22 protein-coding genes, 3 tRNA genes and 1 pseudogene are annotated in these 22,388 nt (G+C 52.8%); 11 read left to right on the forward strand and 15 right to left on the reverse strand.

Annotated features, from left to right (window positions below; genetic code table 11):
* Window positions 1-32: 32 nt before the first annotated feature.
* Window positions 33-950, reverse strand: a complete 918-nt coding sequence (nac, locus tag IP581_RS14210; protein ID WP_086873058.1) for a nitrogen assimilation transcriptional regulator NAC — start codon at window positions 948-950, stop codon at window positions 33-35.
* A 330-nt stretch (window positions 951-1,280) separates the two neighbouring features.
* Between nac and IP581_RS14215 the strand changes: the two genes are divergently transcribed.
* Window positions 1,281-1,356 (forward strand) — tRNA-Asn (locus tag IP581_RS14215).
* A 347-nt stretch (window positions 1,357-1,703) separates the two neighbouring features.
* On the opposite strand, the gene IP581_RS14220 is transcribed toward IP581_RS14215, so the two are convergent.
* Complete coding sequence (locus tag IP581_RS14220) at window positions 1,704-3,248, reverse strand: methyl-accepting chemotaxis protein (protein ID WP_193820664.1); 1,545 nt, start codon at window positions 3,246-3,248, stop codon at window positions 1,704-1,706.
* Window positions 3,249-3,598: 350 nt separating this feature from the next.
* Entirely contained in the window at window positions 3,599-4,531 is a 933-nt protein-coding gene (locus IP581_RS14225) for a LysR family transcriptional regulator (RefSeq protein ID WP_193820665.1), read from the reverse strand.
* A 96-nt stretch (window positions 4,532-4,627) separates the two neighbouring features.
* On the opposite strand from IP581_RS14225, the gene IP581_RS14230 reads away from it, so the two are divergent.
* The 6 genes and pseudogenes from IP581_RS14230 (at window position 4,628) to IP581_RS14255 (ending at window position 10,710) form a co-directional block, all read left to right on the forward strand.
* Window positions 4,628-5,116 carry a GNAT family N-acetyltransferase gene (locus tag IP581_RS14230; RefSeq protein ID WP_193820666.1) on the forward strand — a complete coding sequence of 163 codons (489 nt, stop codon included), beginning with the start codon at window positions 4,628-4,630 and terminating at the stop codon, window positions 5,114-5,116.
* Window positions 5,117-5,276: 160 nt separating this feature from the next.
* Window positions 5,277-5,465 (forward strand): YjfB family protein, encoded by a 189-nt coding sequence (locus IP581_RS14235; protein WP_017458405.1) that lies wholly within the window; start codon window positions 5,277-5,279, stop codon window positions 5,463-5,465.
* A 144-nt stretch (window positions 5,466-5,609) separates the two neighbouring features.
* Window positions 5,610-6,347 (forward strand): annotated as a pseudogene (acuR, locus tag IP581_RS14240) (acrylate utilization transcriptional regulator AcuR).
* Complete coding sequence (gene acuI / locus IP581_RS14245; RefSeq protein WP_193820668.1) at window positions 6,344-7,321, forward strand: acrylyl-CoA reductase (NADPH); 978 nt, start codon at window positions 6,344-6,346, stop codon at window positions 7,319-7,321. Before acuR ends, acuI begins: the two are co-directional and overlap by 4 nt.
* 136 nt (window positions 7,322-7,457) lie before the next feature.
* Window positions 7,458-8,912 carry an AMP nucleosidase gene (locus IP581_RS14250; RefSeq protein WP_086873064.1) on the forward strand — a complete coding sequence of 485 codons (1,455 nt, stop codon included), beginning with the start codon at window positions 7,458-7,460 and terminating at the stop codon, window positions 8,910-8,912.
* Window positions 8,913-8,931: 19 nt separating this feature from the next.
* Window positions 8,932-10,710 (forward strand): aminopeptidase P family protein, encoded by a 1,779-nt coding sequence (locus IP581_RS14255; RefSeq protein WP_193820669.1) that lies wholly within the window; start codon window positions 8,932-8,934, stop codon window positions 10,708-10,710.
* A gap of 247 nt (window positions 10,711-10,957) precedes the next feature.
* Here IP581_RS14255 and IP581_RS14260 read toward each other — a convergent pair.
* From IP581_RS14260 to IP581_RS24135, 3 genes are all read right to left on the reverse strand, one after another.
* Window positions 10,958-11,033, reverse strand: a tRNA-Asn gene (locus IP581_RS14260).
* An 81-nt stretch (window positions 11,034-11,114) separates the two neighbouring features.
* On the reverse strand, window positions 11,115-12,563 hold the full coding sequence (locus tag IP581_RS14265) for an EmmdR/YeeO family multidrug/toxin efflux MATE transporter (RefSeq protein ID WP_193820670.1): 1,449 nt from the start codon (window positions 12,561-12,563) through the stop codon (window positions 11,115-11,117).
* 27 nt (window positions 12,564-12,590) lie between these two features.
* A complete protein-coding gene (locus IP581_RS24135) occupies window positions 12,591-12,749 on the reverse strand; it encodes a DUF5951 family protein (protein WP_228007769.1) in 159 nt (52 codons plus the stop codon).
* 6 nt (window positions 12,750-12,755) lie between these two features.
* Between IP581_RS24135 and IP581_RS14270 the strand changes: the two genes are divergently transcribed.
* Together IP581_RS14270 and IP581_RS14275 are read left to right on the forward strand one after the other, a co-directional pair.
* Window positions 12,756-12,831 (forward strand) — tRNA-Asn (locus IP581_RS14270).
* Window positions 12,832-13,126: 295 nt separating this feature from the next.
* Window positions 13,127-14,305: a dienelactone hydrolase family protein gene (locus IP581_RS14275; RefSeq protein ID WP_193820671.1), complete on the forward strand. Its 1,179-nt coding sequence runs from the start codon at window positions 13,127-13,129 to the stop codon at window positions 14,303-14,305.
* 105 nt (window positions 14,306-14,410) lie between these two features.
* On the opposite strand, the gene IP581_RS14280 is transcribed toward IP581_RS14275, so the two are convergent.
* Window positions 14,411-15,718: an MFS transporter gene (locus IP581_RS14280; protein ID WP_193820672.1), complete on the reverse strand. Its 1,308-nt coding sequence runs from the start codon at window positions 15,716-15,718 to the stop codon at window positions 14,411-14,413.
* Complete coding sequence (locus tag IP581_RS24140; protein ID WP_097399500.1) at window positions 15,715-15,969, reverse strand: rhodanese-like domain-containing protein; 255 nt, start codon at window positions 15,967-15,969, stop codon at window positions 15,715-15,717. Before IP581_RS24140 ends, IP581_RS14280 begins: the two co-directional genes overlap by 4 nt.
* 330 nt (window positions 15,970-16,299) lie before the next feature.
* On the opposite strand from IP581_RS24140, the gene IP581_RS14290 reads away from it, so the two are divergent.
* Window positions 16,300-16,635, forward strand: a complete 336-nt coding sequence (locus IP581_RS14290; protein ID WP_193820673.1) for a gamma-glutamylcyclotransferase family protein — start codon at window positions 16,300-16,302, stop codon at window positions 16,633-16,635.
* Window positions 16,636-17,145: 510 nt separating this feature from the next.
* Window positions 17,146-17,655 carry a hypothetical protein gene (locus IP581_RS14295; protein WP_193820674.1) on the forward strand — a complete coding sequence of 170 codons (510 nt, stop codon included), beginning with the start codon at window positions 17,146-17,148 and terminating at the stop codon, window positions 17,653-17,655.
* A 98-nt stretch (window positions 17,656-17,753) separates the two neighbouring features.
* Here IP581_RS14295 and IP581_RS14300 read toward each other — a convergent pair whose 3' ends face one another.
* The 7 genes from IP581_RS14300 to IP581_RS14330 form a co-directional block, all read right to left on the reverse strand.
* Window positions 17,754-17,999 (reverse strand): DUF2543 family protein, encoded by a 246-nt coding sequence (locus IP581_RS14300; protein WP_097399497.1) that lies wholly within the window; start codon window positions 17,997-17,999, stop codon window positions 17,754-17,756.
* A 37-nt stretch (window positions 18,000-18,036) separates the two neighbouring features.
* Window positions 18,037-18,576: a DUF2058 domain-containing protein gene (locus IP581_RS14305; RefSeq protein ID WP_097399496.1), complete on the reverse strand. Its 540-nt coding sequence runs from the start codon at window positions 18,574-18,576 to the stop codon at window positions 18,037-18,039.
* 245 nt (window positions 18,577-18,821) lie between these two features.
* On the reverse strand, window positions 18,822-19,298 hold the full coding sequence (locus tag IP581_RS14310; protein WP_086873081.1) for a cold-shock protein: 477 nt from the start codon (window positions 19,296-19,298) through the stop codon (window positions 18,822-18,824).
* Window positions 19,299-19,485: 187 nt separating this feature from the next.
* Window positions 19,486-20,511 (reverse strand): LLM class flavin-dependent oxidoreductase, encoded by a 1,026-nt coding sequence (locus tag IP581_RS14315; protein WP_097399495.1) that lies wholly within the window; start codon window positions 20,509-20,511, stop codon window positions 19,486-19,488.
* 143 nt (window positions 20,512-20,654) lie between these two features.
* Window positions 20,655-21,605 carry a L,D-transpeptidase gene (gene ldtA, locus IP581_RS14320; protein WP_193822704.1) on the reverse strand — a complete coding sequence of 317 codons (951 nt, stop codon included), beginning with the start codon at window positions 21,603-21,605 and terminating at the stop codon, window positions 20,655-20,657.
* Window positions 21,606-21,687: 82 nt separating this feature from the next.
* The gene (locus IP581_RS14325) at window positions 21,688-21,990 is read right to left on the reverse strand and encodes a helix-turn-helix domain-containing protein (protein WP_086873084.1); all 303 of its coding nucleotides are present in this window, start codon (window positions 21,988-21,990) and stop codon (window positions 21,688-21,690) included.
* A gap of 4 nt (window positions 21,991-21,994) precedes the next feature.
* Complete coding sequence (locus IP581_RS14330) at window positions 21,995-22,348, reverse strand: type II toxin-antitoxin system RelE/ParE family toxin (protein ID WP_407659109.1); 354 nt, start codon at window positions 22,346-22,348, stop codon at window positions 21,995-21,997.
* Window positions 22,349-22,388 lie beyond the last annotated feature (40 nt).

The following is a 22,388-nucleotide window of genomic DNA, read 5'->3' on the forward strand; positions in this document are numbered from 1 at the left end:
AACCAGCATCTTATTCCATTAAGGAATAATGCTTAACTTACCAGCTGCAACTCATGGCTTTCCATCGCCGGGCGGCTGACTAACGACATTAAAATATCTTTCACCGCTTGCGCCTGCGGCGAGAGCGTGCCGCGTGCGGAAACGTTCAATGACAACGGCAGGTTCATCGAAGGCGTGGTGATACGCGCCATCCAGCCGTTCGTCGCGGCACACAGCGAACGTGCGGCAGACTCCGGCAGCACCGTCACGCCCATTCCGCTGGCAATCGCCGCCGTCAGCGTGGCGATCGACTCAATTTCGCCAATGATTTTCGCGGTCAGCCGACGCAGCGAAAACGCTTCATCAACACGCAAACGGACGGCGCTGTAATCGCGCGGCAGGAATAGATTCATATCGGCAACCGCCGTCAGATCGACGCTCTGCCCCGGGCAGTCACGCGTGCCCACCAGATACAAATCCTCTTTTAGCAGCGGCAGGCTGTTAATCCCCGCGCCCGGCGCGCGTTCATACAGCACCGCCATATCCAGTTGCCCGCTGAGCAATTTATCGTTCAGCGTTGAGCCGCTATTTTCATGCAGATAGACCATGACTTCCGGCAACTCGGTACGCACCGCCTGCAACAGCGGCATGGTGACGGAAGATGCGGCAGTGCCCGGCGCCAGACCAATAGAGACTTGTCCCCGCAGGCATTGACCGACATTGTTTACCGCCAGTTGCGCCTGTTCGCACTGGCGCAAAATTGTCCGTGCGTGGGTGTAGAGGATTTTGCCCGCTTCCGTCGGCGTCACGCCACGTTTGGTGCGAATCAGTAATTGCTGATCCAGTTCGCCTTCCAGAGTGGCAACCTGCTGGCTCAGCGCGGGCTGCGCAATATGTAATACTTCGGCTGCCTGAGTCAGGCTTCCAATATCGACGATTTTTACGAAGTATTTCAGTCGTCTTAAGTTCATTTTGCCTCCTGTACGGATACCAGTGCCAACGCCGGATGTGATGTTGTCAGGAGAGTTGCAATATGCTTGCCAGTTTTAGTTAGGCAAAATGAAAGGCGCTAACAGGCTGGATAATAAGAGATTCTAATTACAACCGGGGGAATTATTACTGAAACAGTGGTTTGTATGATGCCCCTCGAAAGACTTATTGCACAGTTTTGGTGCAAATGCGCGTTTAAGTGCTTATCGTGACAGCAGATTGCTGAAATAGTCAGCAAACGATCGCCACAGAACGATCCAGCCTTTGACAAGGGCCAGGGGCATCGCTAATATTCGCCCCGTTCACACGATTCCTCTGTAGTTCAGTCGGTAGAACGGCGGACTGTTAATCCGTATGTCACTGGTTCGAGTCCAGTCAGAGGAGCCAGATTTAAAAAAGCCTGCTTTTAAGCAGGCTTTTTGCTTTTCTGCCGCTAGTATGCGAAACCAATCACCTTTCATTCAGGCAAAACGTGGCTTTGATAGCTGAGCGTTTGCTCGCCAGGCACCAGCCGCAGTTTTCAACCCTCTCGTTTTTTCAGCTATTCCTGACAAACCGCATTGCTGCGCTCAGGGATTACGCTTGCCGGTTCAGAAATAAACGCGGTTCGCCGCAGTAAAAGTGAAGGTTATGTCCCGTATTGCGAGTGCGGGTTTGCCTGTATTGGCGAAGCTGGTAGAGATAAAGATTAACGGGCCTGGCTGTGCAGGCCCGTTAGCGGGATGCGGCGATGATTATCTGCCGGTATTAAAAAAGGCCACAGTCTGCGTCAGCCGACGGGTCTGCTCTTCCAGCGCACTGGCGGCCGAAACTGCATGTTGAACCAGCGCGGTGTTCTGCTGCGTTACCGCATCAATTTGCACAATCGCTTCGTTAACGTGGCTGATGCCTTTGCTCTGCTCGTCGGTGGCGACGGAGATTTCCGACATGATGTCCGAGACGCGCCGCACCGCCACAATCATCTCGTCGATACTGCTGCCAGCTATTTTGATCTGTGACGAGCCGTTGTTGACGCGAGTGACAGACTCTTCCACCAGCCCTTTAATTTCCTGCGCCGCCTGGGAGCTGCGCAATGACAAGCTGCGCACTTCACCCGCGACCACCGCGAAGCCTCTGCCCTGTTCCCCGGCTCTGGCTGCTTCAACCGCCGCGTTCAGCGCCAGAATATTGGTCTGAAACGCAATGCCGTTAACCACCTCGATAATGCTCGCTATTTTCCCGGCGCTTTCGGAGATACCGTTCATGGTTTCATTCATGCTCTGCATGACCACTCCGCCGCGCGAGGCAATATCCACGGCTTCACTCGCCAGATGGCGCGCCTGCCCGGCATTCTCCGCGTTTTGTTTCACGGCGGCGGTGATCTGTTCCATGCTGGACGAGGTGCGTTCCAGTGATATCGCCTGCTGTTCAGAATGGGAGGCAACCTGTTGATTTCCTGCGACAATATCATGAGTGCTGGTGTTAATGATTTCCGCCCCTTCACGGATATCTTTAATCACCGCGGTCAGTTGCTCACGCATCACGCCCATTTCGTGGATCAAGCTTGAGTTGTCCCCGGCTTTTTTATCCACCGTCTGCGAAAGATCCCCGGCGGCAATCCGTGCGGCGACATCAACGGCATAACGAGGTTCGCCCCCAAGCGCCAGCAGTGTTCCCCGGTTAATAAGATATACAATCACCGACAGCAGAATACTGATAGCCACAAACTCAATCAGGTTCTGGTAGAGCGAAACCCGAAATGCCGTGTCGATATCATCCACATAAAGCCCGGTGGTGATGATCCAGCCCCAGGGCGTCCACGGAATGCTGTAAGCGATTTTCGGCTGAGCTTCCGTCTCGCCAGGACGAGGGAAAACGTAAGCGGTAAACCCGGCCTGATTATCACGGGTAACCGCAACCATATCTCTGAAGATATAGGCGCCATTGGCATCGGCAATCTGCGGCCCCTGACCAATTAGTTTCGCGTTGATCGGATGCATAATCACTTCAGCCTGGGTATTGAGAATCGTGAAATATCCCGTTTCCCCATAGCGTAAATCTTTAATCAACTGGGTTGCGCGCTGCTGCGCTTCCTGCTGGGTGATCGCCCCTTTATCAACCAGCGCGGCCTGTGTTTTGACGATACTGAGCGCCAGTTGCGAAACATGCTGCAACTCGTTTTTCCGCAGCGCCAGTTGGTCTTCTTTGACCGTAAAAGAGCTGTAGAGCAGCGTCCCGGCAAGGCACACCAGTGCCACGATGAGAGGGAGCCAAAGTTTTTGCGCGAGGGATAGTTTCATGGCATGAGTACCTATTGTTGTTTTATATGGCGGGTACAGCATCGGCTTCGGGCGTTCGAACCGCGCCTTATCTCTATATCGGAAATAAAAAAAAACGAGTTAATCGATAGAAGTTGTATATCTTTCACAACGTAACCGTTTTGAAGTTATGAAAAAGTAACTAATTAATAAATAGAGTGTTATTTTTTGGCGGGTTAATTCATCCGGCGAAAGTCTTATTAATAAATAAGAACGCCGTCACACTCAGGCGCGAAGGCGTCATAGAGAAGACAACGGGATCCCGCCGCATTCGCTAACGGAGCCTCGCCGTTTTTGTGTGCCCTGCGCAGAGTCTGGCTTACGGGCAGGCTTTACGTGTTGCGCGTGGTTTGCGTGTGCGGCAGTTCTTTCAACATTTTGTGCAGCCATTGTGCCGCCCCTCGCTTGCCGCTGCGTTTATGGGAATAAATCTTCACCTCAAACGGGGGAACTGCAAAAGGCAGCGCAAAGATGGTGATCTTTGCCGCCTGCTTTAACTTTTCCGCGGCCGATCGCGGAAGCGCCATCAGCAGATCGCTGTCGGCGATAATAAAAGGCGCGCTGAGCATTGAGGAGGTTTTTATCGCCACCTGCCGCCTGTAACCCAGACGTTCAAGTTCCCTGTCCAGCACGCCTTTGCTTTCATTCCATGGCGTCACCACCAGGTGGCGCGCGGCAAGGTAATCATCCAGCGTTAACTGTTGCCTGCGTGGATTGCTGATAACGACATACTCATCGGTAAACCAGTCGATCTCGTCCAGTTCCGCGTAATGACTATCCTGCGGCGCGCTAAACCCCAGCGCAAAATCCACTTCTCCTGCCAGCAGTTCATTGAGCGCGGGGCTACGCGGCAAATAGCGAAACTCGAAACGCAGGCCGGGTGCGGTGTGCTGCAATTCAGCCATCAGCGCGGGGAAAATACTCAACGCGGTGAAATCGGTGATGGCGATCTGCAAACAGTCTGTTGTCGTTGCGGGATTAAATTCCGCTTGCGGGGTGAGTTGATGGTTGAGATGCGCTAAGGCCGACGCGATAGCGGGCGCGAGTTGGCTGGCATAGACGCTTGGGCACATAAGATGCCCTTCCCGGTAAAATAACGGATCGTTGAGCGTCGCGCGTAATCTTGAGAGCGCGTGGCTAAGCGCCGAGGTGCTCATCGCCAGCTCTTGTGCCGCCTGCCGCACAGAACGGTGGCGATAGACCGCGTCGAAAACCGGTAACAGGTTGAGATCAAGACGGCGTAACGTTGGATGCATAATATTCATCGACTGGTGATTTCATTGCACTTAATTCTTTGCACGATACCGCTTATGCTGGCGGCCATCAATTTTGAACTCCCGGTAAAAACAACAGGAACAGCAATGAGCATTATCATCCGCCCGGCCCGCCCGACTGACGCAAGCGCTATTTTTGCGATGATTTATGAACTGGCGGTGTATGAAAAAGCGCCTGAAGAAGTGATCACCACTGCGGATGAGATCCGCGAAACCCTGTTCGGCACAGAGAGTAAAACGGAAGCCTTACTCTGTGAAATCGAAGGCAAAGCCGTGGGTTACGCGGTGTTCTTCACCAGTTATTCGACCTGGCTTGGCCGCAACGGTATTTACATGGAAGATCTCTACGTTTCGCCCGCTTTTCGCGGTAACGGTGCCGGAAAAGCGATGTTGCAAAAGATTGCGCAGTACGCCGTTGAGCGCCGCTGCGGTCGTCTGGAGTGGAGCGTGCTCGACTGGAACCAGCCCGCTATTGATTTTTACCAGAGCATCGGCGCGCGGGCGCAAAGTGAATGGGTACGTTACCGGCTGGATGGTGATGCCCTGCTGAAATTCGCCGAAAACCCCCGCACGTAATCTCTCTTCATTAAACCCGCCACGGCGGGTTTTCGCTTATTCATCATCCGCTTCGTCTCACGCCTCGCTTAAAGATCCCGCGCTTGCTGCCGATAAAAACTGTGCAGCTATACTCATAGCTGTTCTTTGGTTGTTTTTTTTACAATAAAGGATTTACAGCATGGATCCGATACAAATTGCATCATTAGCCAGCAGCCTTGACTCTTATCAGCTTGATAATCAAGTCAATACGCTGGTGCTGAAAAAAGCGCTCGATACGCAGAAAACCATCGCCAGCGACTTGATTCAGCAGATCCCGCAGTTACCTTCCAACCCGGCAATCGGTCGTAATATCAATACCACCGCTTAAGCCGTTTGCCTGCTGGCGCTTGCGGTAACAGCGCCAACCGGCAACGTTTGCAAGCCCGCCTCGCGCGGGCTTTTTTGTTTTTCGCTTGCCTGCAATGTTAAATCGGCGTAGCCTCTGCCGAATTAAAACCGATCGGTCTAAATTATGAATGGCGAAACAGCAGCACTGCAAAAACCCCGCCGTGGGCGACCGCCAAAAGTGGAGCGCGACTTTACCGATACCCGCCAGGAGCTGATTCGTTCGGGTCTGGAAGTGCTAACGGAAACCGGCTATCTGTCGGCAGGCATTGATGCGGTGATCAAAAATATCGCGGTGCCGAAAGGCTCGTTCTATCACTGCTTTAAAAGTAAGCAGGAATTTGGCATGGCGGTGCTCGCCGCTTACGGCGACTTTTTCGCCCATAAACTGGATAAATTTTTAGGCGAGACCCAACTCTCCCCGCTGCAACGCATGGCTGCCTTTGTGCATCACGCGGGCCTGGGAATGGCGAAATACGCCTTCCGCCGGGGTTGCCTGGTGGGGAATCTGTTACAGGAAACGCCATTGTTACCGGAAGCCTTCCCTGAGCGCCTGAAAGCGATCCTCGCCGACTGGGAAACGCGCGTCGCAGCGTGTCTGGATGAGGCAAAAGCCTGCGGCGAACTGCCATCAGACACCGCAAGCCGCGAGCTGGCTAGTGTGTTCTGGTCCGGCTGGGAAGGTGCCGTGATGCGCGCCAAGCTGTTTCGCTCCGTCGAGCCGCTGGATCAGTACTGGCAATTTTTCCACCACAGCATAACAACCGCCCCTGCTGCGTAAAGCATGACGGGGGATGGAGCATCTGCACAGGACGGCGAAAACGCCGAAAATACACCTCATCCGACGAGGAAAACGCAGTCATGAAAGCATTAGTTCTGGAACAGAGTGAGAATAAAACCCTGGCGGAAGTGAAAGAGATAGCCCTGCCCGCACCGGGTGAAGGCGACGTTCGGGTCGATATCGACTGGTCCAGCCTTAACTACAAAGACGCGCTGGCAATCACCGGTAAAGGCAAAATTATTCGCCAGTTCCCGATGGTGCCGGGCATTGATTTTTGCGGTCGCGTGAGCGAAAGCCGCGATGCGCGCTTTGCTCCCGGCCAGGCCGTGATCCTCACCGGCTGGGGCGTGGGCGAAAACCACTGGGGCGGCCTTGCCGCGCAGGCTTGCGTAAAAGGTGACTGGCTGGTTGCACTGCCGGAAGGGTTAAGCGCGCGCAATGCGATGATCATTGGTACCGCTGGTTTTACCGCCATGCTGTGCGTCATGGCGCTACAGGATGCCGGGATTAAACCGCAGGATGGCACCGTGCTGGTCACCGGTGCCAGCGGTGGCGTCGGCAGCACCGCTGTCGTGCTGCTGAAAGCGCTGGGCTACACCGTTGCTGCCGTGACCGGGCGCGAATCCACCCATGATTTTCTGCGTAAGCTGGGCGCGGATGAGATCCTGCCGCGCAGCGATTTTGAACAGACCCGTCCGCTGGAAAAACAGCTATGGGCCGGTGCGATTGATACCGTTGGCAACCACGTATTAGCAAAGGTACTGGCGCAGACAAACTACGGCGGCTGCGTCGCCGCATGCGGTCTGGCAGGCGGTTTCGAGCTACCGACCACTGTGATGCCGTTTATTCTGCGCAACGTCCGTTTGCAGGGCGTGGATTCCGTGATGGTGCCAACCGCGCAGCGCAGTGCCGTGTGGGAAAATCTCGCTCGTACATTGCCGGAAAGTTACTACCAGCAGGCTGCAACCGAAATTACGCTGGAACAGGCTCCGGCCACCGCTGCCGATTTTCTGAGTAATAAAATCCAGGGCCGTACCCTGGTGAAAATCAGCGGCTAATCCGCCGTCCGGCGCGCGCTGTCGCGCCGGATCACTCCCTCATCCGTTTCCTCCGAATCCCGTTGCGCACTGCTTTCGTTTCACATTCCTGTGACATACTATCGGCTACAGCCGTAGAGCAGATAAGGAGATAAAGATGAATAATAAGGGTGCAAATCTGACCCCGGAACAAGCGCTGGATCAACTTGAAGCGCTGTATGACCGTTCCGTCGAGGCCCTTCGTCAGGCGATCGCTCGCTATATTGACGACGGCCAGCTTCCTGATACCGACGCCCGCGCACAAGGGTTATTCGTCTATCCGCAGTTATCCGTAAGCTGGAATGGCAGCGCGACGAATCCACCAAAAACCCGCGCCTACGCCCGCTTTACCCATTCGGGCTGTTACACCACCACCATCACCCGTCCTTCGCTGTTTCGTCCCTATTTACTCGAACAATTAACACTGCTGTGTCAGGACTATGGCGCACACATTGAGGTGGGGTTATCGGCGCATGAAATCCCGTACCCTTACGTGATTGACGGTTCGGAGCTGACGCTCGACAGGTCAATGAGCGCGGGCTTAACGCGCCATTTTCCCACTACCGAACTGGCGCAGATTGGCGACGAGACCGCCGATGGCCTGTTCCACCCGACTGAGCTTTACCCGCTTTCCCATTTTGATGCGCGCCGCGTGGATTTCTCGCTGGCGCGACTGCGCCACTACACCGGCACGCCGGTTGAACACTTCCAGCCGTTTGTGTTGTTTACCAACTACACGCGTTATGTCGATGAGTTCGTGCGCTGGGGCTGTAACGAGATCCTCAACCCCGATAGCCCTTACGTCGCGCTCTCCTGCGCGGGCGGTAACTGGATCACAGCCGATACGGAAGCGCCTGAGCAGGCGATTTCTGATCTGGCGTGGAAAAAGCACCAGATGCCGGCATGGCACCTGGTCACCGCTGACGGTCAGGGAATTACGCTGATTAATATTGGTGTGGGCCCGTCGAACGCGAAAACCATTTGCGATCACCTGGCCGTGTTGCGCCCGGATGTCTGGCTGATGATTGGCCACTGCGGCGGCCTGCGGGAAAGCCAGGCGATTGGTGATTACGTGCTGGCGCATGCCTACCTGCGCGACGACCACGTGCTGGACGCCGTGCTGCCGCCGGATATTCCGATCCCGAGCATCGCCGAAGTACAGCGTGCGCTGTATGACGCGACCAAAGCGGTGAGCGACATGCCGGGTGAGGAGGTCAAACAGCGGCTGCGTACCGGCACGGTGGTCACCACCGACGATCGCAACTGGGAGCTGCGCTATTCTGCCTCCTCACTGCGCTTTAACTTGAGCCGCGCGGTGGCGATAGATATGGAAAGCGCCACCATTGCCGCCCAGGGTTATCGCTTCCGCGTGCCGTATGGCACCTTACTTTGCGTGTCGGATAAGCCGCTGCACGGCGAGATCAAACTCCCCGGCCAGGCCAACCGTTTTTACGAAGGGGCGATTTCCGAGCATTTGCAAATTGGCATCCGCGCCATCGATCTGCTTCGCGCAGAGGGCGACCGCCTGCACTCGCGTAAATTGCGCACCTTTAACGAACCGCCATTCAGATAACAATTAAAAAGGATTAACCATGCAAACCCCAACACCGTTACAAGCGTTACGCGATCGCCTGGTCGCCCTGGAGCTTGACGGCATGATTGTTCCGCGCGCCGATGCGCACCAGAGCGAAGATTGTGCGCCACATGACAATAAACTCCAGTGGCTCACGGGCTTTACCGGTTCTGCCGGTCTGGCGCTGGTGCTGCGCGACAAGGCGCTGCTGTTCGTGGATGGCCGCTACCAGGTGCAGGTGCGTAGTGAAGTCGATCTCCATGATTTTGAGATCCACCATTTGCACAACGAGCCGCTGGATCAGTGGTTAAACGCTTCCTTACCTGCGGGCAGCCGCATCGGTTTTGAGCCACTGCTGATGGTTAATAGCCAGTTTCAGGCGCTGAACGCTACGCACTGTGAACTGGTGGCGCTGGATAGCGATCCGTTCGATGCCATCTGGGCCGACCGCCCGGCGGCACCGTGCGGCGTCATTCGTGAGATGCCGCTGGCGATAAGCGGTGAAAGTAGCGCCGATAAACGCGCACGCATCGCGCGGGTGCTGGCGGAAAAAGGCGCGGATTACCTGGCGATCACGCTGCCGGATAACATCGCCTGGCTGCTGAATATTCGTGGTTCAGACATTGCAATGAACCCGGTGGCGCACTCATTTGCCCTGCTTAGCCGCGAGGGAAACGTCGAGTGGTTTGTGAACCTGCAGAAAACCACCGGTTTATCTGCGCAGCTCACCTCAACGCTGACGCTGCATGATTTTGACGCCTTCCTGCCGCGCTGCCAGCAAATCGCCGCCGGGAAACGCATCCTGCTTGATGGTGATTTCGCGCCGGTGGCGCTGCGTTTCGCGATTGAACAGCGGGGTGGCGAGGTGCTATGGAGTGCCGATCCTATTACCTTTATCAAAGCGCATAAAAACGCCACCGAACTGGCAGGCTACCGCGAAAGCCACCAGCAGGATGGCGCAGCGTGGGTTAATTTCCTCGCCTGGCTGGCGCGCGAAGTACCCGCACGTGAAGCGGCGGGCAACCCGATAACCGAACTGGAAGCGCAGCAAAAACAGCTGACATTCCGCCAGCGGCAGTCCGGCTTTATTGAGCAGAGTTTCAGCACCATTTCAGCCTCAGCCAGCAATGCGGCGATGTGCCATTACCACAGCAGCGAAAAAACCAACAAAGCCATCACCAGCGCCAACTTCTATCTGAATGATTCCGGCGGCCAGTACCAGAACGGTACTACTGACGCGACGCGTACGCTGTCGTTTGGCGCGCTCAATGCTCAGCAGCGGTTGCATTACACCGCCGTGCTGAAAGGCTTTTTATCGATGTTCACCCTGCAATTTCCTGCCGGTACGCACGGCCACCAGTTGGATGCGTTTGCGCGCCGGGCGCTATGGGATTTAGGGCTGGATTTCGACCACGGCACCGGCCATGGCGTTGGTCATCAGTTGTTGATCCATGAGCAGCCGCAGCGCATTGCGAAAAAGGTCAATCCGTGGCCGCTGTCGGCGGGCAACATCATGACTATCGAGCCGGGTTACTATTTAGCGGACAACTACGGTATTCGTATTGAAAACCAGGTGGAAGTGGTGGAAAGCCAGCCGGGATTCTGCCGCTTTGCTTCGCTGACGCTTATCCCCATTGATTTAAGCCAGGTGGAGTGGAGCATGCTTAGCGAACAGGAGCAGCAGTGGCTGGATGACTATCACCAGCAGGTGCGCGACACCCTGTCGCCGCTGGTTGATGACGACGCCCGCGCGTGGCTGTTTACCGCCACTGCACCTCTGCGCGTACAGGCGAGCTAAATATTCGTTTTATTCAAAAAACTCGCCGCGGCGGGTTTTATTTTAAAAGTGCAGGGGTAACGCTTCAGTGTTTTTGCCAGCTTATCGCCACCCGGCCTGATAAGCCAGGCGTGGCGGCGTCGTTCGCTTTTGCCATTATGGTATTATGGCGCTTCAAAAAATAGCTACGCAGGGCAAAGCGCCAGTCAACGGATGTAAGAGTGCAGAAAAGCAAAAAAGCCTGCTTAAAAGCAGGCTTTTTTAAATCTGGCTCCTCTGACTGGACTCGAACCAGTGACATACGGATTAACAGTCCGCCGTTCTACCGACTGAACTACAGAGGAATCGTGTGAACGGGGCGAATATTAGCGATGCCCCTGGCCCTTGTCAAAGGCTGTTTTTCACATTTTGGCGCGTTTGCCGAATTATTCTCCATTCTGCGCAGAAATGGCGCTTTTTTGCGGCTTCGGGTACTTCCACAGCCAGCGTCCGCTGACCATACGCCAGTAAAACAGCGCGCCGCGCACCGCCCAGTCAAGGAACATCCCAAGCCAGACCCCAACCACGCCCATACCGAGCATAATCCCCAGGGTATAACCGGCGACGACGCGACAGCCCCACATTCCAAGCATTGACACCCACATGGCGAAACGGGCGTCACGCGCGCCTTTCAGCCCGGCTGGCAGCACCCAGGAGGCCGCCCAGATGGGCATAAACGCCGCGTTAAGCCAGAGAAGCACTTTAACCACCTCTTTTACATCCTCTTCCCGGGTGTAAAACGAGGCGAAAATGCCGACAAACGGCGCGGTTCCCCAGGCAAGCGCGGTCAGTAACAGCGTCGAGAGCCAGAATACATGACGCAACTGGCGCTCCGCCTGGCCTATCTGCCCTTTACCCAGCCGTTTACCGGTGATAATCGTGGAGGCAGAACCCAGCGCATTACCCGGCAGATTGATCAACGCGGCGACGGAGAAAGCAATAAAGTTACCCGCGATAACGTTAGTGCCCATGCCAGCAACGAACATCTGCGTCAGCAGCTTGCCGCCGTTAAACAGCACCGATTCAATACTGGCAGGAATACCGATGCCCATCACTTCCCAGATGATGCTGAAGTTGAGCTTTTCGAAATAACTTTTTAGCGGAATGCGCAGCGCCGGGTTAAAGCCAATCATCAGTACCCAGATAATCGCCACCGCGCCAATGTAGCGCGAAATGGTCAGCCCCAGCCCTGCCCCGGCGAAACCCATCCCTTTCCAGCCGAAGAGACCGTAGATCAGCACGCTGCTGATAAGAATGTTGAGGATATTCATGCCGCCATTAATCAACAGCGGGATTTTGGTATTGCCCGCGCCGCGCAGCGCACCACTGCCAATCAGCGCAATAGCTGCAGCAGGGTAGCTGAGCACCGTCAGTTCGAGGTAGGTCAGCGCCAGCGCTTTGACGTCTGCCGTTGCCGCCCCGGCGATAAAATCGATAATTTCCGTACCGTAGTAGTGGATCACCGCCGCCAGTACAATCGAAAACAGGGTCATGATCACCAGCGACTGGCGCGTCGCTGCCCTCGCCCGCTCGCCGTCCAGCTTACCGAGGCTGAAGGCCACCACCACCGTGGTGCCCAGGTCGATAGCCGCGAAAAACGACATCACCACCATGTTAAAGCTATCAGCAAGCCCTACTCCCGCCATCGCCTCTTTGCCCAGCCAGCTTACGAGGAAGGTGCTGAGCACGCCCATCATCAGGACACAGGTGTTTTCGAGGAAGATAGGTACGGCAAGGGGGGTGATTTCTCGCCAGAATAAAACACGGTAGCTTTTACGCTTTCTGTACCACGGCGTGCGCATGACAGCGTGGCGAAGAGGAGTGACGACGTTCAAATTGGTCCTTAGCCGCGAAAGGTGAAATCACATTTCAAATGATGGGGGAGAAACCCTGATCCTGCAAAGCATTTCCGCAGAAATCGATGATAACAAGCGCAAATTGTCGATGGATTCAGCAGTCAGCACACCGTGCGAGAAATGAGGTTTGACAAAAGATTTTTCGCCGCTAAGATAAGCCTCCACAACGATTCCTCTGTAGTTCAGTCGGTAGAACGGCGGACTGTTAATCCGTATGTCACTGGTTCGAGTCCAGTCAGAGGAGCCAGATTTAAAAAAGCCTGCTTTTAAGCAGGCTTTTTTGCTTTTATCGTTCCGCTAAAGATCGCGATAAATTTCCCCCTCCCCAAATGCACCTTTCCAGCTGCGCATCATCGCGCTGAACCTGTTGCGCAATCCGTTGAAAATATTTGCTTACTTTAATGCTATGTTCGCGGCTTGCAGAAATCATGGACATGCGTAATCAATACCGCGCGCCATAAAGCATAAAAACAGGTGACCAGCACGCCAGGTCGCCAATCACCCGGCATCTATTCAGGCCACACATTTCAGGGTTCACTACCATGCGTAACCTTTCTACGACTCGTCTGGCAAACTCTCTTTTCGCCACCGCCCTCCTCCTCTTTACTGCTGCAGGCCATGCTGATGATCCCGCACAAGCCCCGCAATACCAGCAGATTGACGGGCTGATAAGAGAGCCGCTTTTGCTTGCGGTGACTTTAGATAATGGCCAGCCCGCCGTGCTGGATGCCTTTGTCACACGCATGGTCAGCCAGACGCCTTTGCCCGTGGTGTTAATCACGAATGGAACCGTTGGCACTGCAGAGTTTGATCGCTGGATAATCAACCCGAACCGTTATGCCTCAACGGCTATCGCCTTTGCGCGCCACGGTTATGCGGCGGTGGTTGTCCTGCGTCAGGGGTACGGACAATCAAGCGGTGCGGCGGAGTATGCCGATGGCTCCTGCGCGCAACCGCTACATATGCAGGCCGGTGCGCAGGACACCCGTGATCTGCTCGCCGCCCTCGATGCCGTGCGCCGCCAGCCGTGGGCCGCACCCGATAACGCCATCCTGGCCGGGATGTCCGCAGGCGGTTTTGCGGTAATTGCCGCTGGCGCGGCTAACCCACCAGGCGTTAAGGCAGTGATCAATTTCGACGGCGGACGAGGGGCTATTGACGGGAAATCACTCTGCGATAAAGCCGGTCTGCTGCAAGCTTACGCTCGTTACGGGAAAACAGCGCAGATCCCGTCCCTGTGGCTGTATGCGAAAAATGATAAATCCTTCCCGCCGTCGATGGGCAAAGAGATGTTCGATGCCTATCAACAGGGAGGCCACACGGCGCAATTCATCACGATGCCGGCCTTCGGCAACAACGGACATGTCTTTATGGATTCAGCGCCGGAAAGTTTCTGGTGGCAGACGGTGGCCACATTTCTAAAACAGCAGCATTTACCGGCCAGCGAAGCTGTGCCTCTGCCCGAAACGCACCTGCCTGCACCGCCTGCGCTCAATGCCGCCGGTAAAAAAGCGTTCTCAGAATATGCCGCAACACAACGCTATGAAAAAGCCTTTGCCACAGACGAGGACGGCGACTGGGGCGCTGCGTACTGGGCCAGGAACAGCCATGAAGCCGCAGAAACGGCGCTAAATATCTGCCAACAGGAGCAGCGTCCGGGCGCGGGCAAATGCACGGTGTACGCCATTAATAACCGAGTCGTCACCGGAAAGACGCCTTAGACCCAACAGAAACCAGTCACAGAGAAAACACACTCAGCATGGTTGCCAGAATGGCAACCATGCAAAGTCTGGTCATAACGTCAAAGCGCTTCTGTTAAATATCCTTTATGCGTCCTGTTTTTGCTGCCCGCGTTTATAAAATGCGGCCGGATAGGCTTTTTCGTAATACCCTTTCATTTCAACTTCATCAAGTGAAAGTGCCCGCCGCAAATGAAACGAACATAAAATAACGGGAGCAATGAACACCACAACGGCACCGGAAATAACGGTAAACGGAACCACCCCCAACACACTGATATACCAGCCAGCAATGGCCACGCCAAAAGGGTTTACCAGACTGGATAAAAAGCTTGCCATGGCGCTCATTCTTGTTCGGTAATTACGCGGCGTTGCGGTTGAGCGCAGCGTACTGAGGTTAACATTGATAAAAATAAACGCCATACCGCTGAAGAACGCCAGCGCAATAGAAATATAGATATTTCCCATCAAGACAATTGCCATGACGCTACTGCCCAAAAGGACAAAACCAAATAAAACATTATTGAGCCGCCCCGCCCATGCTCTTACGATAGCATTAATATAAAGACTGCTAACAATCAGCCCCAGAGCAAATGAGAATTCGAATGCACCAAGATAGGTAGCGGGAAGCTTTAATTCAGTGCTGATCCAGTACGGTATCGTCACGGAAAAGAAAGGGAACATCGTAAAATTAATAACAGAGGAGACCAGTGCAATATGAAACTCAGATTTAACATGGTAAATCGCTTTAAATGCTCCCTTAGTTTTATAAAACCAGCTCTCCTTTTCGCCCGTTGAAACGGCGTCCACATCATATTTATACAATAAAATAATAAGCGCGATGCTGGACAATGCGTAAACCAGTGCAGAAATGTACAGCGCACCCCCTGCTGAAAAAACCGAAATAAGCGAGGCCGCAATCACCGGACCTGTCAACATAATAATGGAATTGATGGTCGACCGGTGCGATATAGCTTGCGTCACTTCTCCTTCTGCAACAAGATCGGGAATTAGCCCCATAATCGTTGGCTCACGCACAGATGAGATAGCGCTCATCACCACGAGTCCCGAGGTGATAGCCACCAAATTGAAATACCCCAGATAACTAGCCATGCAGAATAATGCGATGATCCCTGAAACAGCGAACTGGCAGGCAATGATAAATTTGATGCGATTGAAGCGATCGCCAAATGACGCCAGAAACGGTTTAAGGTAAATCTCTGCCGCCACGGATATCGCAATCAGTGAAGAAAAAGTGACCGCAGAGTGCGTGATTTGCAGGCACCACCAGGCCATAGCCAGTCGGAAAATATGCCCCGATACCATGCCCAGCGATGTGCCCGTTTGCAATAAGAAGAAACGGGGGCCAAGACGCATCAACACATCAACTTTCATACAACCCATCCCATTAGCACAAATTTTGCTTTTCGCTTTGTGTTAGCCCCATCATCCCCGCCGGTAAGGTTAACAACGTGGGTAAATCCCTGATCCTGTAAAAACAGGATAGCGCGTTTGCTACGGCTCCCGGATTTGCAGTAACACACTATCAGTTGATCCTGAGGGAGTTCTGCGATGCGTGCTGGCAACGCCCGCAGTGGGATATGCATACTGCCGATGGAAATAACATTCCGCTCAGCCGGTTCCATGGCATTTTATTAAAACAGGCTATCATTGCGTGTTTTCAGCGAAACCACTGTTTGAAATTGATGCTTTTAGTCTCGCCTGACACATCACCGGCAGGTTTGATAACTGCCCGACCGCATGTTTTGAGCCGCAATAATGAAAGCCGGTTGCTCAGTGAATCATAAATCATGGAGTTATTAGTAAGTACATTCTCAATGCCGGTAATAACCCTGAGCACTTCCCCGGGATGTCACAACCGCTTACCCGATTCCTACCAGTTGCGAACTGCAGTGCTTAAACGTATGTTGATGATCATTCTGCTGGTTATTCATTGCGTTAGATAATGAGGAAAAATGGAATCATTGTTTGTTTACGGTACGCTTCGCCCCGGTCATTCGAATGCCTATATTCTGGAAACTATCGGCGGAGAGTGGCTGCCGGGTTACGTTACGGGAACGTTTTATGAATATGGCTGGGGCGCAGCCGCCGATTTCCCTGGTATTGTGCTGGATAAGGACGGTTCCCGGGTTGATGGTTACCTGTTTTTATCCGCTAACCTGGCAGCGCACTGGCAGATGCTGGATGAATTTGAAGAGGGCTACGATCGTGTTCAGGTGGAGGTGACCACGCTCGACGGCAAACATGTGACGGCATGGATTTATCAACTGCAACCGCAGGAAAAAGCATAGCAGCGCAGTAGTGATTAACCGCCTTCAACGCAAAACACCCCATGTCTGAGGCAAGTACGCTGAACTTTTTTGCTTAAACCAGGCCCCGTTTTTGAGGGGCTTGTGCCACAAATGCAGGTGGTTTACTAAATGCCGGAGCCTGTTCGAAGAAAAATAAACAGTGAATACAGGCCGTATCATTCCTCGCATGAGCCTGCCTCACGTCAGCAGAAAAACCTTATCGTTGTTAACCATGTTGAGTTGAACTCACACCAGGCCGCACAATTTTTCGTTTTTCAAACGACACACCATCAATGATACTCACCGCGTAAACCTGCTTGAGCGATGCTATTTAAATATGAAACAGGAGCTGAGTAACGTTTTAAAAACGTTACTCCACAGCACCTTTCATAATCTGGCATGCCATGCGTTATTTTCGACATGGGTTTTATTAACAGCGATAAAAAGCTGCCAGCACTATTTTTATTATCGCCAACCCGGACCGCGCAAAAAATTCATAAGGCATAGTAAATGACTTTAGAAATTTTAAATTATTTAATTGAAATCGCATCAAATAATACTCAGCCTCTTTCTGAAGCCCAGCGGAATACGCATTATGATCACAGCCCACCTGAGGATGAGTTATCCGCTTTTGTTGCGGCGCTCTCGTCACAAAAAGTAAATGACGACACTCTGTCAAAAATCAAATATCGTTTACAGCTCCTTTCAACTGCACAAAATGATCACAAAAAAGCGGAAGCGTTGTTATTAGCCAATATATCACCCGATAAAGAAGCGTTCCCGTTAATTGATTTTACAGACTGGCCAATTGTCCGTTACGCCATTTCAGGCGAATTACAGACGGCGGAATCAGAAGACTATTTCAATAACATTTCTACGGCAGCGGCGACAATACGTTCCGCAATCGTCGAGTGCGAACGGGCGAAAGGGGAGCCGACATTCTCTATTCTTGAAAAAGTCCTGGCGCTGAACAGCGCGTTACCTGAACGGTACAAAGCGATGGCAAATATCCTCTACTAATTTTTTTCACGTTCAGGGATATTTGCGATGTCCGCTTCCGACTGTGAGCGGACATAAAAAATCCACCTTCGTGCTTTCAGGAATCATGGCAACAGAGGTTACTCGTTGCCCCACTGATTCAGAAATGTCGCAATCTCATCAATACGCAGCGCATCAATACCCGCTTCATTGGCCATCTCTTGCTGCGCCTCTTCACTGATTTCTTCGTTATTCATCAAACGGGTAATCAGCAACTGGAAATAGTGTGCCAGCGCATCGCGTTCTGATTCTTTTACCGTTTTTTCGGTTTCTGTCGAATACTCATCCACGATGTCATAAAATTTAAGCGGTACTTCGTTACTCATATATTCCCCCAGAGATTGAGATCGTTTGTAGTGGTTATTACCACATCAAATCATCGGGCACTTTAAAATCCGCGTACGGATCATCTTCATCTTGCTCTTCCTGACTAAGCGCGCTGTTTAATACAATACTGTTCGCATCCCGCTGAGCAATTTTATCGGCTACGATTGCCGGAATAATCGCGTACTCACTCTCACCATTGCCATCAATAACCAGACGAGCAATAGCGAGACGACCGCTAATTAGTTGCGCCTGAGTATTTTTATCCACCACTATTTTTTTAATTAGCTTATTATCTGTGAAGTTAAAATCAATAGTGCCTTTGGCAATAGTGATCCTGTTCATTTCAATAAGCTGTTTCACCTGCGCTTTATATTCTTTTGATAACGCCGCTTGTTTTTGTTGCTCGCTTAATTGCTTATCGCGCTCAAGCTGCGCTTTTTTATTCTCTTCCACTGCCTCTCTTGCCTCACGCGCCTGAACGCGTGATTTCTTGGCAGTACGCTGGACTTTGGCCATTTTCTTACTGGTTACTAATCCCGCTTTGAGCATCTGCTCTTGTAACGTGAGTTTTGTCATTTTCTTCTGTAAACCGGTTGAACAATGTGTCGGATTATAGCTGTAATTGCTGTTAAGAGACCAGATTGCGGGATCGACTCATTACCCGCGAAGAGCAGACATTGCGTTCGCCACCGCACATTATCCACGGGGCGAAAGTATTACTCTGGGGGCTGATTGAGAAGAAAAGTACCATAGCGAACAGTAAACGACGGCGAAACACGGTTTATAAAACGCTGGTTTCGGCAGTAAACCAATCAGGGTATTTAGACTTTAAGCAACTTAACTGTCGCATCCACGTCTATCTCGTCTTCGGAGAAGATCAGAGTCGTTCCCTGAAAGGTGGTGATTGCCAGTTTTTTTAGCGAGCGCATTTCGCCAGGCTTAGCCGCTGATTTAGGCCGGATACTTCCCATCAGCGCGCCAACGGACAGCACCGCATTGTCTTTATCGATGCGGATATCAGCGGGAACTTCTTCGCTGTACACCAGATAAGATTTAATCGATGTGAGCTTAATTCGTTCACCTGCGATATAGATGTATTTGCTTTCGGGGACCACTTTCACTGCATAAGCAGACAACCCTTTGTTGTTTGTCGTGGGTTCGAACGTTACTGCCGCATCTTTTTTAATCAACTCAGGGTTGGCGACCTTAATCACATGAAAGTAACGGTTTTCCCCGTTTTCATCTTTGATAAATCCGAAGCCTTTATCTTTAAACCAGGTTGTGATCTTTCCGTTCATCGCCTTACCACCTACTTAATCGTTCATTTGCTCTGTTTTTGCAGCGCGCAGTGTAAAGCACAATGCCTGCGCCGACTACGTCTTTGGCTTAAGTGTTGGTGATAAATTTCAGCCCGGCAAAGCGGAGTACGGCGCTTTATAGTGCGCCGTACGAGGAGGAGGTTATGCTTTCAACTGCAGTTACCAATCAATCACGCCAGCCCATTTCCGGCGCGACATGCTTAAGAATCGACTCAATCACGTGCGCATTATAATCCACGCCTAATTGATTCGGCACGGTCAGCAGTAGCGTATCTGCTTCGGCAATGGCCTCATCCTGTTTCAGCTGTTCGATCAATTTATCCGGTTCTGCTGCATAGCTGCGGCCAAAAACAGCACGGGTTTTCTCATCAAGAAAGCCGATTTTATCGCTGTCGTCACGGCTGCCACCAAAGTAAGCCCGGTCACGATCGTCCACCAGCGCAAAAATACTGCGACTGACAGAGACGCGCGGCGTGCGCGAGTGCCCTGCTGCTTTCCAGGCTTCACGGTAGGCACGAATCTGCTGCGCCTGCTGGATATGGAACGGTTCGCCGGTTTCATCATTTTTCAGCGTGGAGCTTTGCAGGTTCATCCCCAGTTTTGCCGCCCAAACCGCTGTCGCGTTTGAGCCTGCGCCCCACCAGATACGTTCGCGCAAACCTTCAGACCAGGGTTCCGGGCGCAGCAAGCCTGGTGGGTTCGGGAACATTGGTTGCGGGTTCGGTTTGGCAAACCCTTCGCCGCGCAGCACATCAAGAAACGTTTGTGTATGATGGCGCGCCATATCCGCATCGGTTTCGCCTTCCGCCGGCTGATAGCCAAAATAGCGCCAGCCATCAACAACCTGTTCCGGTGAACCCCGGCTGATGCCCAGTTGTAAACGCCCGCCAGAAATCAAATCCGCCGCACCGGCATCTTCTGCCATATACAGCGGGTTTTCATAGCGCATATCAATAACGCCAGTGCCAATCTCTATTTTGTGCGTTTTAGCGCCAATAGCGGCCAGTAACGGAAAAGGTGAGCTGAGCTGGCGGGCAAAGTGATGCACACGAAAATACGCGCCGTCAGCACCAAGCTCTTCAGCGGCAACCGCCAGATCGATGGATTGCAGCAGCGTGTCAGCCGCTGAACGCGTCGCCGATTGCGGCGAAGGTGTCCAGTGACCAAATGACAAAAATCCGATCTTCTTCATGGCGTCGTTGTCCTTCTGTTCAGAGAGGTAATCAGCAGACGGGATTCATTACCCGTCCAGGATTGCCCTTACTCTACGCACTCCATGAGAAGAATAAATACCGATTGTTTAACCTTAAGGTTCAAATTTATTGATAAACCATTCTATAGCGATTGTTTATCAATCGGATGATTCACCACAGGCGCACTAATATTTACCGGCATACCGGAACGGCGTTCCAGCGCCTGGTTTGCCCGGTTCGCATCGATGCCTTCGCCTTTCATCAGCGCATGTAGTACCGGGGTGGCAGGCAGCGGCACTTTGTTGCTGGACTCAAACTCGGCGCGATTGCGCGATAGCGGTTCGTGAACTTCAACCCAACTGCTGCCATCCGGCTCGGTGGTGATTTTGACCGGCTGGTCGATAATCTGCACCCGCGTTCCCACAGATACATTGTCGAAGAGGTATTTAATGTCATCGCTGCGTAAACGGATACAGCCCTGACTAACGCGCAGCCCAATGCCAAAATTCGCATTCGTGCCATGAATGGCGTACAGCTTCCCGATATAAATGGCATACAGCCCCATCGGGTTATCCGGCCCGGCGGGTACAAACGCAGGTAAGGTTTTTCCCTCTTTCTCGTACGCTTTTCGGGTATTCGCCGTGGGTCTCCAGGTTGGCCCCTCCTGCTTGCGTTCCACCGCAGTCACCCAGTTGCGCGGCGTTTCGCGTCCGGCCTGGCCGATGCCAATCGGTAAGATCTCGACGGTATTCGAATCTTTCGGGTAATAGTAAAGACGCATTTCCGCAACGTTAATCACAATGCCTTCGCGGACGGTAGCGGGCAGGATCACCTGCTGCGGAATGACCAGTTGTGAACCGGCTTTAGGTAAAAAGGGATCGGCATCCGGGTTGGCTTCGAGCATATTACTCAGCCCTTGACCGTACTTCGCGGCAAACGCTTCCAGCGGTAACGTGTTTCCCTGCGCAATGGTGATAGTTTGCGGGCTTCCCACCAGACGGCTGCCTTCCGGCGGCAGCGGATAGCTTACGGCCTGAGCGCCCTGGGCGCAGAGTAAAGCAACACAACAGCAAAGGAGTTTAACGCAGCGCATCATCTTTTCCTCGGGCGCAACGGGTATTTGCTAATGATAGTTTGCTTTGCGGGTTTTCTCTTTTTTACAGCATGTTATCGCTTCACAGCGCAAAGCCATAGTGCGAGCCATCCGGCAGCTCAATATCAATGCGTAGCTTGCTGCCTGTCGCTTCCACGTAGCGCTTCAGCGTGGAAAGTTTAATATCCCGCCCTTGCTTTTCCATCACGGCGACCGTGGGCTGTTTCAGCCCCAACTCCTGCGCCATTTCAATCTGCGTTTTTTGTACCCGCTCACGCAGCTCGGCAAGGTGGATATTGAGCAGCATCTCTTGCGCGAGTGACTGCGCAGCGGTGACAACCTCGGCCTTTTGTTCGGCAATTAGCTGTTCCAGCGTTTTGCTCATCGCGTTACTCCTTAATTTTTATCTTGTGCAGATGGTGCGTTAGCTCCCGATCTGCAATCTGGATCATCACATCGTAAAAGCGTTTCTCATGACTCGCCTTGTTGCCAGCGCAAAGCAATATGCCCACGCGCTGCGGATCAAAGGCATAGAAGACCCGAAACGGCTCGCCCCGGCTTTGTATGCGTAGCTCCTTCATATTGTTATAACGCGAGCCTTTTACCGTATCCGCATAAGGCCTTGGTAGCTGCGGGCCTTTAACCCGAAGTACCATCAGCGCCGCCAGCACACTGGCGCGATCGTTATCCCCCAGTGCATCAAACCATTTTTCAAACGTCTGCGTCATTGTTATCCGCCACACAGCACACCCCATAAATATAGATCAAAAACTATATAGATCA

It is taken from the genome of Kosakonia pseudosacchari (assembly GCF_015167415.1).
Taxonomy (GTDB): domain Bacteria; phylum Pseudomonadota; class Gammaproteobacteria; order Enterobacterales; family Enterobacteriaceae; genus Kosakonia; species Kosakonia pseudosacchari.